Source organism: Rhizobium sp. 268 (assembly GCF_036571585.1).
GTDB classification, from domain to species: domain Bacteria; phylum Pseudomonadota; class Alphaproteobacteria; order Rhizobiales; family Rhizobiaceae; genus Rhizobium; species Rhizobium redzepovicii.
In genome coordinates this window covers 100,976-116,267 of sequence record NZ_JAPPSO010000011.1, presented here as the reverse complement: position 1 = coordinate 116,267, position 15,292 = coordinate 100,976, and the positions used below count along the sequence as shown (strand labels likewise).

Below are 15,292 nucleotides of genomic sequence, written 5' to 3'. Positions count from 1 at the left end.
GAGATATTGCTTTTGATCGTTGTCTTGAATTCAATGAATCCATTGAATTATTTAAAGTATTTTCCGAGATTCTGTATTCTCTTGTGTATTTTGTTCGTCGAATTTTTAATATTTCGCGCATAGATTTTGTTTTTAATTATAAAACTCCGGATTATATCTTTTTATATCCTTGCTGTTTGGTGGATCTCATCAAATTTTGGACGTATTCTTCGATAGTGTCTGCCGCGCAATTGCGGAGGGGGACATGTCCGTCGAATTAGACGCAACTACCTATGTTCATGCCAAGCCGACAACCGCGCATTCCTACATCTTGCCCGCCGTGCTTGACGCGCTGGAGAGCCATTTCGACGGTTCTGCGAAAAACGACGTCTTTGATTTGGGATGTGGTACGGGCGGCGCGGCCGCTGCTCTTGCGGAGAGGGGTTATTATGTCGTTGGCGTTGATCCTTCCAGCGATGGTATTGCCAAGGCCAATATCAACTATCCCGAACTGCCGCTGAATGTCGGCTCGGCCTATGACGATCTTTCCCGGGAGTACGGCACGTTCAACGCCGTCATCAGCCTGGAGGTTGTCGAGCATGTCTACGATCCGAGGGCATTCGCCTCGACGGTGTACGATCTTGTCAAGCCGGGCGGCGTCGCCGTGATGTCGACGCCCTATCACGGTTATCTGAAGAACCTTGCACTCGCCACGATGGGGAAAATGGATGATCACTTCATGCCGCTGAAGGATCATGGGCATATCAAGTTCTGGTCGAAAGACACCTTGAGCATGCTGCTGCTGGATGCCGGCTTCGATAACGTCCGTTTTCGTTATGTCGGAAGAATTCCCGTCTTGGCTAAGTCGATGATCGCCGTGGCTCAAAAGCCTCTTTAGGGGCGGTTTCTAAGCGGCCGTCATTTCGAACAGCAGTGCGCGAGCGCAGGTTGTTTATACTGTGAGCAGCGCTGAAAAAAATCGTTACGAAATATTTACTTTTAGTTGCATTTTTGCTTAAACTCTCCATTATACGGCTGGCATGCTGATAAAGTGGGAGACTTATTCACATGAAGGCTAAATCCCCGAATTCGATCGACGTCTATGTTGGCAACCGCGTCAGGGTGCGGCGAAAGACGCTCGGGATGACCCAGCATGGTCTGGCCGAACTTCTGGGCATTACCTTCCAGCAGATCCAGAAATACGAAAAAGGAACGAACCGGATAGGCGCCAGCCGCCTTCAGCGCATATCCGAGATTCTTCGCGTGCCTATCGGCTTTTTCTTCGAGAACGGTGGCTCCGGACCGATCGAAGGCGAGACGAGCGAATTGAACAAGTTTTTGTCCTCGAAGGAGGGGCTGGCGCTCAACAAGGCGTTCATCGCTATCGAGGATCCGAATATCAGGCAAAAACTGGTGGCATTGGCCAAAAGTCTGGCCGTCGCCGGCTTGTCGGAGATCGACGGTGATTTGCAGGATCCGGTTGTAAACGGCTGAGGACGGATGGTGCATCGCCTGCAAACATTCGGCGATCTGCGGTTGATCGAGACGAATGGTGACTGCTCAGCCGTCCGGTCATGGGGCTGTTGATGACGGCCCATATCTATGCCGGGGCGCTATGAATTCAGCCCTACATCCGGCCCACTATTCCGACAGGATCATATCGCCGGGAGAGACTCTTTCCCGCGTCGAACCCTTTTTGGCTAGGTTCGGCATTACCAGGGTTGCGCGACATACCGGCTTGGATGACATCGGAATTCCCGTCTGGTGCGCCTATGCCCCGAATTCGCGGTCGATCGTGATTGCTCAAGGAAAGGGCCTGACCGATCTGGACGCCAAGGTATCCACTGTCATGGAGGCCCTCGAACGGGCTGTTGCCGGCGAACCCTTCGTCAAGCGCGTCCACGGTTCCTGTTCCCGCCTGCAGGCGATGGGCTACCAAGTCGACAGGTTGAGCTGCCTGACCGCCGTCCATAAACCCGATCTCGGGCCGGATGACGAAACCGAATGGGTTGCTGGTATCAATATCCTCAGCGGCGACGAAATCCACATTCCCTTCGAAGCGGTGTTGCTCGACCGGACGCGGGACGCGCGATACTGGATGTCGTCGGATGGCCTGGCTTCGGGAAACAGTGTCGAGGAGGCAATTTTTCATGGCGTCCTGGAGCGCATCGAGCGTGACGCTCAGGTGCTGTGGCAGGTGGGTGGGGAAGCCAATCTCTATGCCGGCTGCGTCGATCCCCGCGGCTTTGAGGATGGTGCCCTTAACGGGCTGGTCGACAAGATCGAAGCATCGGGATTGGCGCTCCGGCTGTTCGATATCACCAGCGACATCGCGATCCCCTGTTTCACCGCGATGCTCGGTCCTAGGGAGCTAATTCCAGGCTCCAGGCATGGTCACGCTGACAGGGACATTCGGCTCGTCGAGGTGACCGGCGGCACCGGGGCGCACCCGTCTCCCGTGCGGGCGGCCATTCGGGCGGTGACGGAAGCCGTGCAATCCCGGCTGACCTATATCAGCGGCGCCAGGGACGATATTTCTCCTGCCACTTTCTTAAGATCCCTTCCGTCGCTGATGCGACGGGCCTTCGATGCGGTTGCCGCACCGCCTGCCGGCCTCCGCCATGACGGCGCGGCAGGCTATCGGGCACGGAATCTGCCGGAGCTGCTGCAACAAGTGCTTGACGCTCTGCGCAACCGAGGGATCGCTTCGGTCATCCTAGTCCGCCTCAGCGACGACACGCTTCCCTTCAGCGTCGTCAAGATTGTTATCCCCGAGCTCGAAAATCCGGAGGGGGAGCGCGCCCGGCGATTTGGAACAAGGGCTCTGGCCAAGGCGATCGGGTTTTGAAGATCATTTTCGCAGGTCCCAGTCTTCACGATGCGGCATCGCTCGCCGGCGAGGCGGTCCGCGTCCTGCCGCCCGCCATGCAAGGCGATGTCCTGGCTCAGGTGGAACAGGGCGCCAACGTCATCGGCCTGATCGACGGCGGCTTCGAATATGCCGCACCGGTCTGGCACAAGGAAATTCTCCATGCTCTCTCGCTTGGCGTGGCCGTTCTCGGGGCAGCAAGCATGGGCGCCTTGCGGGCTGCGGAATGTCATCCGTTCGGGATGATTGGGATCGGCCGCATTTTCGAAGACTATCGCACCGGTCGGCTGCTGGACGATGCCGCCGTCGCACTCATGCACGCGCCGAGCGCGCTCGGCAGCAAGCCGCTGACTATACCGCTCGTCAATGTCACCGCCACGCTCGATGCGATGGCAGATAGCGGACTGCTCGCAGCTGGCCTGCGCGAGTGGCTCGAAGATGCGGCAAACGCGATCTTTTTCAAGAAGAGGACGTGGCGGGCGATCGTCGAGCAATGCGCCGGTATAGCCGAGCCGGACCGTCCGCAGCTGCTGGCGACGCTTCTTTCGAATTCTGTCGATCAAAAACGCATCGATGCCCTGGAATTGCTGAAAGCCGTGCAGGACGCTCGTGACATCCGCTCGAACGCCGATCTGCCCTGGAAGCTGCATGCAACCGCGTTCAGTACGCGTTCTGCATTGTAAATCGAAAGCAGCAATTCTCACCAATGGTTGTGTCACGCTTTTTTCACGGGCTCAATCACCTCTGCGCGCGTATCATTACTTCAATTCGTTGGAGAAATGCTCATGGGCGTGACATCAATTGCCAAGGCAAATGCAGACCAAGGGGCGGAAGATGGTCTGAACGAACTCATCGCGCTGGCACGGATGATAGCCTACGCGCGACAGGTCGCTGACGATGTCAAGCTGCAATTCGCGACGAATTGCCTCGATCTGGCGCTCGAGGCGGTGAAGCAGGAGGTGGGGGAAGGCTTCACCAGGGAACTGGCCGAATTGAGCTCGCCGGTTCCGCAAGTGAGTGTGAGCTGTCACTAGCCAAACGACTGGAGCGGTTCTGCGCTTCCATAACAGTTGAACCGCTCTAATGCCTGTCGCCCGGAAGTGTCCAGCGTTCCGGGTGATATGCATTAGACAAAGGACATATCGCGCGTCGCTCGGCGCGATGCGTCACGCCTTCAAACTTGCGCATAACCGCGAAAATCAACATCGATTTTCGCGGTTATGTTTGTACGATTATGGAGGCGGCGCGCGGGGAACCATTCGATCCCTTCGCGGGAGATAAAGAGCTCAAGCTCACGCCTGGGCAAATCCATCTCAACTGCTGTTTGGAGAGGTTCGGGTTGTTGGGGCTACGGATGGTCGAAGCGTTGCTCAGGATCTGTCTGAAACGATCCGCTGTTCGGCTACAAGCGAAGAGTTACGGTATCCTCGACGTTGCTTCCGGGAAGGGAAGCGGCGCGACTTCGCGTTCACATGGCTTCTGCGCGATCGGCCGATCGACGGCCGATCCCTGATCTCAGTGGGTCAAATTGCGCTTCTGGGCCAGGAGTAAAATGTAATCGTCGGCAATGTCTGCGATGGCCATTGCGACTTCCGCCGGATCGCACCCTTCGACCTTCGTATTTGCAATGAACTGATAAACCGCCTTCTCGATCTGCTTCCGGCAAATCATCACGCGTTCATCGTAACCAAATTCCGGAATATGCGATGCTATATCACTCATCAGGTCGGCTCCCTCACTACTTACAGTGACCATGACACAAATTATAAGTTGAGCAAGCAAATGCTTTATGAAGGGTTAATTCCCTGTCGAGGTGCGACCATTTCGACACAGGTGTGGCGCACCATAAGACGCCTTCGGCGTGTTCAACGGGACGGGCTCGAAGAAGGCCGGTCGCTTCGTGTCGGAAGATCGCGAACGAGGCTGACGCCGCGGCTTGGCGTCGGTATCTCGGCCGGACATGCCGGAACCTATGCGCTGCGGTTGAGACGGACAGACCCACTGCTGCCGGCGGAATTGCGCTGTGTTTGCGGTCTAACCATCTGATCTGGCGACATGTTGCGCCATCATATATCTCCACTGCCGTCACGGGACCGTCATTGGTGGCACCGGCAACGCTCCGGCGTGCGGTCATCTCCGTGACTGCCGAGCCATCAAGTATGATCCTCATCCGGTGTAGCCGCGAAGTTTGCGGGGCGGCTGAAACCCGAGGTGGGAAGCGGCTTCAGCTGACTTTTTGCCCCCTGATAAACACTGGAACCCGAGGACGGCAGTAATTAGAGACAGAATAACCTGCGGCCGCTAATCGGAGTGATCAAGAAAATTTTTATCAAAAGGTTAAATAATAAGTTTCAGATGGAGGTTGTATTTAAATATCAATTAAAAGATGGCTTAAATTTTATGCGTATATAATTGCGCTATGTATTGTACTGCGGTTCTCGCGGTTTATTAGTGGCTAACATGTGTCGATATCGACTGTGTGACATCGGTTGTTGGTAAAATTACATCGATGCATAGGTAGGCGTCGGGATCGCCTTTGAAATATAGCTGCCGATATCGCCCGCGCTGGCGGCGGGCCTCCAGTCTACAGTTAGAAGAATGTGAGTTTATCTCATCAGGCAGATCTCTGCCGGGCGATACCATTATTCAAAGCAATATTTTCTATGCCGATACAAAGGCAACAGCAATCGCATTTGCGGCAAGCGTCCGGGAAGCAAAGCAGAGAACCCGCCGGGGTGGGTGGCGGGTCCTCCGGTAGAAATGCTTGCACAGTGCGTAGGTATGATTGCAGCTAAATTCGATCTTGTCTAAGATTTTTATTGGGGTAATTATACAATTACTTTAATTGTGTTCTCCGAGCATAGTATCCTTCAAGGGTCGCCAAATGGAAAGCTCACCCCGACGAGCATTCTCAACCATCCATCATTTCTAAGAGCAGCCGGCGACTTTGCCTTTGTGCACGCGGTAAGCCAGCAGCACCGGATCCGCAACCGACCTCCTGTATCAACTTGATGATGTCGAGAGGTCTGTGGATCGCATTTCGGGCGGCCTCAGCCGGCGAGAACGCCGATCGCGCGACTGAGTATACCGTTTGATCCACCGCAGATGCGAGGCCTGAGCGATGCGGAACGGAGTACCGTTGCCCCGGCCGGCGTCTCGGCGAGGCGGGATGGATACAGATCAGCTTCCTCACAGGTAGATGGTAACCGTCTTTTTGGCGGCCGCGTCGCTTTTGTAGCGGCAATCTATCGACTACCAACAGGTGCTGGCTAGAAATATCGTTGTCGTATAACCATTAGTCCATTTATGGAAACTCAAACGTCCATCCTGGTGTAACCTCTTTGCGATCGCGTGGACTTCGGAGTTGAGAGCTTGAAGAAATCGGCAGGAAGTGAAGTAACTGTTGCTGTTGTAATCCCGGCCTACAACGCGGAAGGAACTCTGGCTGAAACAATCAGCAGCGTTCGCAATCAAACGCATCGCGCGCTCGATATCGTCGTGGTGGACGACGGTTCGAAGGACGATACCCTGGCTATTGCGCATGAAATCGCTAAAATCGATCCGCGCGTGCGAGTATTGAAGCAAAGAAATTCAGGGGTCGCTGCTGCTAGAAATGCGGGTTGGCGCTCTACCTCCGCCGACCTGGTGGCATTCCTAGATGCTGATGACCTCTGGTCACCCGATAAAATTGAGCGACAGTTGGCGGCATTGGAGTCAGGAGGCCCACAAGTCGGACTGGTCTACACTTGGTACGCTATGATAGATCACAACAATTACGTTATTTACCGGAGCAATGAAGTTTCCGTCGAGGGAGATGCGCTCGACGGCGTACTTGCTCAAAACTTCATTGGAAATGGAAGCTCGCCACTCGTACGGCGGACTGTCCTCGACGCGACAGGAGGATTTGACTCCTCGCTCCAACAGCGCAAGGCGCAGGGATGTGAAGATTATCTCTTCTACTGCCTGGCCGCTGAACTCTCGCATTTTGCAGTGGTTCCAGATTATCTTGTCGGTTATCGCCAAACCCCCGACAACATGTCAGCAAATTTGACGCGAATGCTTCGGTCCTGGATTTTGGTCGCGGATGAAATGCTAAAGAGGCACCCGGAAAAGGTTCTTGCGATCCGGGCAGGCTTAAGCCGCTGTGGCCGGTGGCTCGCCCAGAGGGCGGTTGAACAAGGCCAATACCGCGCGCTCATCGGACTTGTGGCTACCATGTCGCGATATGACAAGCCCATTGCTGCCGAGATGCTTGTGGTCGACGCGAGAGCAAAGGCAATGGCGAACCTCAAAAAAAAGGCTCGATCATGGCTGAAGCAGGAACCTAATTTCTCTCCAAATCCCAATCATCGCTTTGCTCTGGGAACAAAGTACGATGCGGGTTGGACGGTGGACTACCCCATTCTTGTCTCAGCCAACTAACAGATTTGCGAACTCTGACTGGGTGATCCCGCGAAAAACCTCCTGTCTTTTCAATGCGAGTTTATCGGCATCCGCCCGCACCGTGCCACCGACGCAGCTTAACCCAATCCGGTAACCGCATTGTTCGGCTATGTCCCGGATAGCGGGGTCGAAGTCGCCGTACGGATATGCGACCGCCAGCACTTCTCGACCCAGGCGTTTTTCAAGCATAGCTTTGGAGCCAGCAAGCTCTCGCAACAGGCTCTCCGGTGCCAGGGCAGAGAGGCGCACGTGCCGGACACCGTGGGCACCCAGCGTCACGTCGCTGTTTGCGACTGCCGCAAGTTCCTCCCACGTTAGCAGTGGAGCCGGCGATCCATAGGCCGAATCCCATATTGCAGAGCCGCCGACCCTCCCGGTTGGGACAAAGAGTGAGGATGGGAAGCCGTATCGATGTAGCAGTGGGAGGGCATGCGTCATGAAATCGCGCGTAGCGTCGTCGAAGGTCAGGACTAATGTCTTTTCTGGCGGTTTGGCACCTTCGTCGAAACAAGCAAGCAGCCGGTCCAAAGTCATCCCGCGCCATCCGGCATCGCGCAGGAATGCCAGTTGAGTTTCGAAAGCCTCCGGAGACTGGCGGTATCGTGCCAGCTGTTCAGCACCGTCGTCCGAAACCTGATGATACATCAGGATCGGGACATCGTTCCAGTCGGCGGCGGCTTCCACAACTTGTCCCGCTCTCCAGCGTACCTGGCTGGCGACCTGAAGAGGCAAAGGCTGCGCTGTGTTTACTTCCACGCGTGTCGGCTCAAGGAAACCCCCGTGTTCCACCTTCTCGAACCTTTGGATTCTATAGAGCGGACTTTTGGCTTCGACCGAGAGAGTTAAATCCGGATGCTGGTCAAACATCTCGCCTATGCCGACCGCACCGAATTCATGCGGCCACCCGAATCCTGTCTCATGCGGCATATCAATCAGAAGGTTGGCGTGGGCAGTAACGAACCAACCACCGGTGCGAAGACTGCCCGCAATCTTATCGACTATCTGCCGGAGTTTTTCTCTGTTCTCGAAATAGTACAGAACTTCACTGCAGACGATGAGATCGTAAGGCCCTTCCAGCTCGTCATTCAAAAGATCCAACTGCCGATAGGCTACCGCGGAATCATGGTCCTGAAGCGAGGCCGCTCGAGCGACTGCCGACGCCGAAATGTCGGTCGCCAGCAGGTTGTCGACGCGGGAGGCCAACATCCGTGTAAAGGTTCCTTCCGCGCAGGCCAGCTCGAGGCCGTTTGAAAAGCGTCGATCGTCCAACACCGAGAGTGTTTGAAGATATTTCACAGTCTCATAGTTGTTTTGGTAATCCCAAGGGTCGACCTGGGAAAACAGCTCCTCCCAGTACGCCTCCGTATCGTATCTCGGCACCTCATCGCCGACTGGGCCGGTTTTTTTCGACGGCGTCTCCCTGGAGATCTGCGTTGAGGCTGCAACCGCCCGCTGGATTTCCTCTTCAACGATTCGATCGAATTCGGCGCGCCCGGCATGCGCCATGCCTGATATCGCGTCGACAGGTGTTGGCGTCGGCTCCTTCCTGTTCCACCAACCCGTTACGGCCTTAGCTCCGGTCCAATATGATATTTTCGCCATGAGCTTCAGCGTCTTTTGAGCTGCTCCGCTGTTGCTTCGCGCTGCCATGCTGGCGGAGGGGGCGCGCCGGTCCTCCTCATCAGCAAGATTGACGAAGCCATCTTCTGACAACGGGTGCGTCAGATCGTCGACCTCCGGGCCGAACACCGTCCGAAGTCGGCTTCGTATAGCATCCGCTTCGATTGCTCCGAAGACAACAAACTCCAGTTGCCCGAGCAGCGTCGAACCTCGCCAGATGCAACAGCGCAACCGCTCAATGCCGGGCAAGATAAGGTCGACGATAGGTCGATCCAAATCAATTGGCTGTATTCTTGTTGTTCCGATCGTGGCGGGCAGGTTGGCTGGCAGCTGGTCAGCGATCTTTCGCTCCAGTGCACGGATTAACAGGGAGCCAAAAGCTTCTTGGGGAGCATGCCGATTGAGCCAAGCCTCTAGGTCCGGAAGCTTGCCCTGGATCTTCGACCAAAGTCCGGGCCAAATCGGCTCGTCGGGGAAGGCGCCGACCACAATCCCGTCTATCATTATTGCGCAGAGCGTGTAAACGTCGGCGTCAGGCGGGATAGGCTCTGCCACCCGCTCAAGCAGTTCGCCAGGATTGTCGCCCTGACCTATTGAGGCGCCGACAAGCCAGATCGCAAGATACCAGCACGCCATTCCCAGCCCAGCTTTTGTGATTCCCTGGGCGAGCGCCGGCACCGGATAGGCTATGCGCGGATCGGAATGGTGGCCGCGCCGGATCACTTTAAGACCAAAATCGAGATGCTTAAGCCTGTTTGACGACAGCGAACCGGCCTCTACGCCAACGTCAGCCATCAGGCCTTCGACCGGCGCAAATTCGGCGCCAGCTCGAGCGAGGCGCTGCCACAGGTCCCAGTCCTCGCACATCGTCATCTCTGGATCGAAGCCGCCGATTTCTGCAAGCCGGGACCGGCGAAGCAAGGCGGCGTGGATCGCGAAAGGGCAATAGCGCGCTGCTTCGGCAAACGGATTGTCCATTTTTACTGCGGGGTGAGACTGCCACCAGGGAGCGCCATTTTTCAGACGGCGCCAACCGCAATGCAGAATGTCGGCCTGCGGCAAAGTTCGTGTGTGGTTCAGCATGGTTTCGAGATGGAAGGGTGCCAGCGCGTCGTCGGAGTCGAGAAAGACGACCCAGTCGCCTTTCGCTTGTGCCAGTCCCGCATTGCGAGCAGCTGAAACGCCGCTCTGCTCCTGCCGCAGCACATGGAAGCGCGTATCCCCAGCCGCGAAACGGTCCGCGATCTCAGCGGTCTGATCGGTTGAGCCATCGTCAATGATGAAGCATTCCCAGTTGGCATGACTTTGCGCTATCAGGCTTTCCAAAGTCGAAGAAATCGTTGTTTCCGCTTCATGCGCCGGTGTAATGATGGAAACCATCGGCATAATTGTTGCTTCCTACGATAACGATCACGCTAGTGTACCCTGTCAGTTCGCGAGTATGATGATCTTTACTACTTTGAGGCAAGGTGTATTTAACCGGTGGCAAGAGTGAGCCTAAATGCCTGAACATCTCAAGGATGATGCGCTTGATCGCGCGAAGCGACGGGACCAATACTGGCGTCGTGATCAGTGGAAGCCCTTGATCCACATCTGTCTGCAATGGAACGATTTGCTGTTGGAACTTCTGACACGCGATCTGAAGATGAGATATCAACGGTCCGCAATTGGCCTCGGCTGGTCCTTGATGCGGCCATTGAGCCAGTTGCTGGTTTTTTCGCTGCTCTTTCGCAAGGTCCTGCCGCTAGATATTCCCCATTACACCACTTTCGTCTTTTCCGGCGTGTTGGCCTGGGGTTGGCTCAGCACTGCGGTGCCCGCAGCGACGACCTCCATAACCGGCAGCAGCGAACTGGTGCGCCGGCCGGGCTTTCCGATCGGGATACTTCCTGTTGTCGCAGTCATCACACAGGCAGTGCACCTTCTACTCGCTCTGCCACTCCTCTTCATCATCTCGTTTATGGAGACCGGGGCCCCGACTTTGAGCGTCGTCGCACTTCCACTCGTCTTCCTTGCGCAAGCGCTGTTTATGATGGGCCTGTCCTATCTTGTTGCGGTTGCGCATGTCCACTTCCGGGATACTCAACATTTGGTAGGCGTAATTTTGATGCTGGGTTTTTACCTGACACCCGTGTTCTACAGCCCACTTAAGGCCAGTGAACCGATGGCGTTAATTCACACCTGGAACCCGATGGCCTGGATTCTCGAGGGTTACCGCGCCATTTTCGTCGAACACGCTTGGCCTCCCGTTGATATCTATTGGAAGACTGCGCTGGTTTCTTTGCCGATGCTCATTGCCGGCATTTGTCTGGTCGAGCGTGGCAGCGCACGCCTTGTGGATGAACTATGAGACAAGGCGCCATCACCGTCCACGACGTCGGCAAGCGCTACCGTCCGCAAGGGGGTGCACGTTCCACCACCTTGAAGGGTTACCTTTTGTCCGGACGGTCCGTGGTACAGTCGAAAAGTTTTTGGGGCCTGCGCCACATCAGCTTTGCGGTCGCGCCTGGGCAAGCTGTCGGCGTGGTCGGACTAAACGGTGCCGGGAAGTCGACTTTGCTGCGTCTGATCGGCGGCGTTGGTCGTCCCGACGAAGGGCAGATCAAGGTGAGGGGTCGAATTGGTGCCTTGCTCGACATCGGGGCGGGCCTGACCGACGATTTGACGGGGCGCGAGAACATCTTCCTGCTGGGTGTTATCGCGGGAATGCGGCGGACCGAGGTTGCTGAGCGGTTTGACGAGATCGTAGCCTTCGCCGAACTGGAGGCGGCCGTTGAGAACCCGGTTCGCAGTTATAGCACCGGGATGCGCATGCGCCTGGCATTCGCCGTGGCAGTCCATGTGCGCCCGGATATCTTGCTTATCGATGAGGCCCTCGCCGTCGGCGACCAAGCCTTCCAGCAGAAGTGCATTGCAAGAGTGAAGGAGATACTGAACGGCGGCGCCACTATCTTCTTCGTGTCTCACGACGTCTCGCAGGTAAGGGAAATCTGTGATCACGTGCTGTTCCTGAGAGGCGGACGCGTCGTGGGCTACGGACCAATCGACGAAATGCTCCCGCTTTATACCTCGGCTGTCGAGGCGAAGGTCGCGAGCGTCCAGCACGAACCGTTCGCCGTGACGAAACTGCCCGTCGAACTTGTGCCGCAGGTCAGCCGGTTCGGCAATGGCGAACTCCAGATCACAGCCGTCGTGTTGCTGAACGAGCAAAGCACGCCGACAAGTACCATCGTTGTGGGCGACCGGCTGTCGATTTCACTGACCTATGTTGGCGCTACCAGAGATCGCAACGCGGTTATCGTCATCGGCATCTACGCGGCGGACGATACGTGCTGCTTCGAGACCGACAGCAAGTTGGCCGAATTCGCCCCTGTCGTAGACACGGACACGGTGCGCATCGAAACAACGCTCAATCGTGTCGACCTGGCGCCGGGCGACTATCGCGTTACGGTGGGCCTTTTTTCGGCGGACTGGCAGCAAGTTTACGATTATCACGCCGAAGTCTATCCTCTCGCCGTGACCGGCCCCGGCCCAAGAAAGGGTATGCTGAATCCTCCGACACAGTGGCAGCAGGTGCAGTCGCGCCCCACCGCGACCTCGCCGGACCACGGCTTATTGGGTCAGCACAGCTTGGATCGGAACTCCTGATGCGCCTTGCGGTTCGAGACATCGACATTCTTGACCTTCCGCCAGATTTTGAACCGACCGATGACTATCAGGGTGCACTTGTGCTGATCCGGGTGGCCGGTCGTCCGTGCGGCCAGGCTGTGATCGCTTTCGACAGCGATGGCGGCAAGATGCCAATTAAGGACCGGATTCTGTCTGCGGCCAGTTCGTCGGTCTTCGAAGCTTGGCTGAGGCATCGGCTGGCCCTCCCTGATCCGTCGCCGACTCCAAGTCAGCTGCCGAAAGCGTCCGTGGTGATCTGCACGCGCGATCGTACCGAGGATCTGGAGCGGTGCCTCACCGGGCTTTTGGCTATGCCCGATAAGGCCGATATTCTGGTCGTCGACAATGCCCCATCGAACGAGGCCACGCGAGATTTAGTCGGGCGCTTCGACACTGTGAGATATCTGCGCGAACCGCGTCCTGGTCTTGACGTCGCGCGCAATACTGCCCTACGCAACACAGAAGCAGACGTCGTCGCCTTCATCGACGACGACGCGGTTCCGGACCCGCTATGGCTTAGAACCTTGCTTCGCAATTTCGAGGACCCCCTCGTGCTGGCCGTAACCGGTCTTACCATGGCGGCAGAGCTGGAAACGGACTCGCAGATCGCCTTTCAGCATTTTGGCGGTTTTTGCCGTGGTTTCAGGCGTCAGGTTTATGATGCCTATAACCTGGACCCATTCACCGGATGGCATGCGGGTGCCGGTGTCAACATGGCATTGCGCCGAACGATCGTTGACGCGGTGGGGTGGTTCGACGAGGCTCTCGACGCTGGAACGCTCAGTCTGGCTGGTGGCGACACAGATATGTTCCGGCGTGTGCTCGAAGCCGGATATCGGATCATCTACGATCCCGAGGCTCTGAACTGGCACCGCCATCGTCGCTCAAGCAAGGAACTGCAGCAGCAGATGTATGGCTACGAGGTTGCATCGTTCGCCATCTTGACGAAGGCCCTCCTGTTCGAGGGAAACCCGCGTGCGATCCCTCGTATGTTTCGTTCGTACAGCAGGCTTCTTCGGCGATTGTTTCAACCTCGACGGACACACCAATTCAGCCTGCCTTACAACGACGCCTTAACGCAGGTCAGAGGTGCTGTGAGCGGCCCGGTTCGATATCTGAGGGCGCGGGCGAGGGCGCGAGCAGGGGAGGCAGGGCATAAGCGTGGTTGACATCAGCGTTATCATACCAACGCATAATCGTGCTGCTATGCTGAGATCGATTTTAAGCAGGCTCGACGCTCAGCGAGATGGGACCCCAGCGTTCGAAGTCCTGGTTGTGGCGGACGGGTGTGAGGACGACACGTCGACAATGCTCTCGTCGCTTCGCACCCGCGTTCCGCTTCGGACCCTGTCGTTGCCGGGCGTCGGTCCGGCACTCGCCCGCAATGCGGGGGCGCAGGTCGCGAGCGGCCGTTTATTGATCTTCCTTGATGACGACATCGAGCCCGGGGAAAACTTCGTTCGGGCGCATGCCGTTGAACATCAGCGCCACCCTGGGGGCGTCGTGATGGGGCCGTACCCGCCACTTCCGCACATTGCAAAGGATCGCTTCCGCCTCAGCGCGCGCGCGTGGTGGACGAGGCACTTCGAACGCGTGTCCCGCCCTGGACATCAGTTCGCCTTTACCGATGTGCTGACAGGAAACCTTTCGCTGAATGCAGAACTATTTCACGCAATGGGCGGGCTCGATCCTCAATTCGCCCGTGCACGAGAGGACTTCGAATTTGGTCTGCGCCTGATCAAAAAAGGAGTTCCAATTCGTTTTGCTCCCGAGGCATTGGGTTATCATCTCGAACATCAAACGACGACACTCACCGGAAAGATGGTGCGCAGGTATCAAGAGGGACGCTCCGATGCCTTGATGGCTCGTAAGCACCCCGACATACAGCGGCTGCTCGCGATCCATCGGTTTACCGGAAGAAAAGGGTGGAAGAGGCGTCTGCAAAGGACCATCGCTACCCGCGCCGGTTCTGTCCTCGACCCCCTCGTCAAGGCTGGCCCCCGCGTCCTCCAAATGTTGGAAAAGGCGGGCCTCCGCAGGCTCTATGAAAAGGTAGAGCGACAGTGCAATGGATATCATTACCTTCGCGGCGCCGCTGAAGTGTTGGGTGAGGATTGGCGGCTTCCGCCGGATCCGACAGGTTTCACTGATGAAATCGACGTGCTCGAGATCAATCTGGACCAAGGCATTGAGGCAGCCGAAGCTGTGCTGGCGGAACGCCGACCCCTCGCTGCTCGCATCGTGATTGGGACGGTACACGTTTGTGACATGGGTCATCGGATCGGCGCCGAACCGTGGGACGCACGGCATTTCCGTCCGTGGCTGAACCGCCAGGCAATACATAAATATCTTCCTGTGGCGCTTGCCGAATGGCGGGGTCAGCCGTTCAACGTTACCCCGCATTTGTCCGACTTTACGTTGAATACTCTCAATAACCCGAGTTTCCACGTGCATATGATCGAACAGCACCTCCAGTGGATGCAGGCGAAACTGCGTTCAGCACTCTATGACAATACGAGTAAATCGTAGCGACCGACGCTGCTACAGCCGACCGCCAGGTTCAGACGCCCTACCGGGCCTGCCGATGCGCCCGCCGCGGGGCAGGGATACGTCACGTCCGGTCCCAAGGTTTATGGCCGCCGAGTCAAGTCCATCAACAAACCGCTCAAGCGCCCGCACATGCGCATCAGCGAGATCACTGAATGCGTGAGC

General features: G+C 56.7%; 12 protein-coding genes. 10 read left to right on the top strand and 2 right to left on the bottom strand.

The annotated features are described in order from the left end of the window. Positions 1 to 244: 244 nt before the first annotated feature. From OS035_RS21920 to OS035_RS21900, 5 genes are all read left to right on the top strand, one after another. Positions 245 to 877 (top strand): class I SAM-dependent methyltransferase, encoded by a 633-nt coding sequence (locus OS035_RS21920; RefSeq protein WP_097626416.1) that lies wholly within the window; start codon positions 245 to 247, stop codon positions 875 to 877. A gap of 170 nt (positions 878 to 1,047) precedes the next feature. Then, complete coding sequence (locus tag OS035_RS21915; protein ID WP_003590742.1) at positions 1,048 to 1,473, top strand: helix-turn-helix domain-containing protein; 426 nt, start codon at positions 1,048 to 1,050, stop codon at positions 1,471 to 1,473. A gap of 163 nt (positions 1,474 to 1,636) precedes the next feature. Further along, positions 1,637 to 2,827: a YcaO-like family protein gene (locus OS035_RS21910; protein WP_179867134.1), complete on the top strand. Its 1,191-nt coding sequence runs from the start codon at positions 1,637 to 1,639 to the stop codon at positions 2,825 to 2,827. Continuing rightward, entirely contained in the window at positions 2,824 to 3,531 is a 708-nt protein-coding gene (locus OS035_RS21905) for a TfuA-like protein (protein WP_097626420.1), read from the top strand. The genes OS035_RS21910 and OS035_RS21905 overlap by 4 nt, the downstream gene beginning before the upstream one ends. A gap of 102 nt (positions 3,532 to 3,633) precedes the next feature. Continuing rightward, positions 3,634 to 3,882, top strand: a complete 249-nt coding sequence (locus OS035_RS21900) for a hypothetical protein (RefSeq protein ID WP_003590747.1) — start codon at positions 3,634 to 3,636, stop codon at positions 3,880 to 3,882. Between the two features lie 481 nt (positions 3,883 to 4,363). Here the strand turns inward: OS035_RS21900 and OS035_RS21895 are convergent, their stop codons facing one another. After that, positions 4,364 to 4,570 carry a hypothetical protein gene (locus OS035_RS21895; protein ID WP_012558648.1) on the bottom strand — a complete coding sequence of 69 codons (207 nt, stop codon included), beginning with the start codon at positions 4,568 to 4,570 and terminating at the stop codon, positions 4,364 to 4,366. Positions 4,571 to 6,220: 1,650 nt separating this feature from the next. Between OS035_RS21895 and OS035_RS21890 the strand changes: the two genes are divergently transcribed. Beyond that, positions 6,221 to 7,270 carry a glycosyltransferase family 2 protein gene (locus OS035_RS21890; RefSeq protein WP_097626805.1) on the top strand — a complete coding sequence of 350 codons (1,050 nt, stop codon included), beginning with the start codon at positions 6,221 to 6,223 and terminating at the stop codon, positions 7,268 to 7,270. Here the strand turns inward: OS035_RS21890 and OS035_RS21885 are convergent. Beyond that, entirely contained in the window at positions 7,259 to 10,297 is a 3,039-nt protein-coding gene (locus OS035_RS21885) for a trifunctional glycosyltransferase/class I SAM-dependent methyltransferase/polysaccharide deacetylase (protein WP_097626424.1), read from the bottom strand. The two genes, OS035_RS21890 and OS035_RS21885, sit on opposite strands and share 12 nt — an antisense overlap. Positions 10,298 to 10,412: 115 nt before the next feature. Here OS035_RS21885 and OS035_RS21880 point away from each other — a divergent pair, with 115 nt between their 5' ends. Genes OS035_RS21880 through OS035_RS21865 form a run of 4 tightly spaced genes read left to right on the top strand, consistent with a single transcriptional unit; the run spans position 10,413 to position 15,109 of the window. Further along, positions 10,413 to 11,261, top strand: a complete 849-nt coding sequence (locus OS035_RS21880) for an ABC transporter permease (RefSeq protein ID WP_097626426.1) — start codon at positions 10,413 to 10,415, stop codon at positions 11,259 to 11,261. Then, entirely contained in the window at positions 11,258 to 12,559 is a 1,302-nt protein-coding gene (locus tag OS035_RS21875) for an ABC transporter ATP-binding protein (RefSeq protein ID WP_097626428.1), read from the top strand. The genes OS035_RS21880 and OS035_RS21875 overlap by 4 nt, the downstream gene beginning before the upstream one ends. Then, the gene (locus OS035_RS21870) at positions 12,559 to 13,749 is read left to right on the top strand and encodes a glycosyltransferase family 2 protein (RefSeq protein ID WP_097626430.1); all 1,191 of its coding nucleotides are present in this window, start codon (positions 12,559 to 12,561) and stop codon (positions 13,747 to 13,749) included. Before OS035_RS21875 ends, OS035_RS21870 begins: the two co-directional genes overlap by 1 nt. Then, the gene (locus OS035_RS21865; protein ID WP_097626432.1) at positions 13,742 to 15,109 is read left to right on the top strand and encodes a glycosyltransferase family 2 protein; all 1,368 of its coding nucleotides are present in this window, start codon (positions 13,742 to 13,744) and stop codon (positions 15,107 to 15,109) included. The genes OS035_RS21870 and OS035_RS21865 overlap by 8 nt, the downstream gene beginning before the upstream one ends. Positions 15,110 to 15,292: the final 183 nt, after the last annotated feature.

What these genes read in the sequence shown, in the direction of transcription:
- OS035_RS21920 (WP_097626416.1), top strand. Translation starts at nt 245, where the DNA reads ATGTCCGTCGAATTAGACGCAACTACCTATGTTCATGCCAAGCCGACA.
- OS035_RS21915 (WP_003590742.1), top strand. Translation starts at nt 1,048, where the DNA reads ATGAAGGCTAAATCCCCGAATTCGATCGACGTCTATGTTGGCAACCGC.
- OS035_RS21900 (WP_003590747.1), top strand. Translation starts at nt 3,634, where the DNA reads ATGGGCGTGACATCAATTGCCAAGGCAAATGCAGACCAAGGGGCGGAA.
- OS035_RS21895 (WP_012558648.1), bottom strand. Translation starts at nt 4,570, where the DNA reads ATGAGTGATATAGCATCGCATATTCCGGAATTTGGTTACGATGAACGC.
- OS035_RS21885 (WP_097626424.1), bottom strand. Translation starts at nt 10,297, where the DNA reads ATGCCGATGGTTTCCATCATTACACCGGCGCATGAAGCGGAAACAACG.
- OS035_RS21880 (WP_097626426.1), top strand. Translation starts at nt 10,413, where the DNA reads ATGCCTGAACATCTCAAGGATGATGCGCTTGATCGCGCGAAGCGACGG.
- OS035_RS21875 (WP_097626428.1), top strand. Translation starts at nt 11,258, where the DNA reads ATGAGACAAGGCGCCATCACCGTCCACGACGTCGGCAAGCGCTACCGT.
- OS035_RS21870 (WP_097626430.1), top strand. Translation starts at nt 12,559, where the DNA reads ATGCGCCTTGCGGTTCGAGACATCGACATTCTTGACCTTCCGCCAGAT.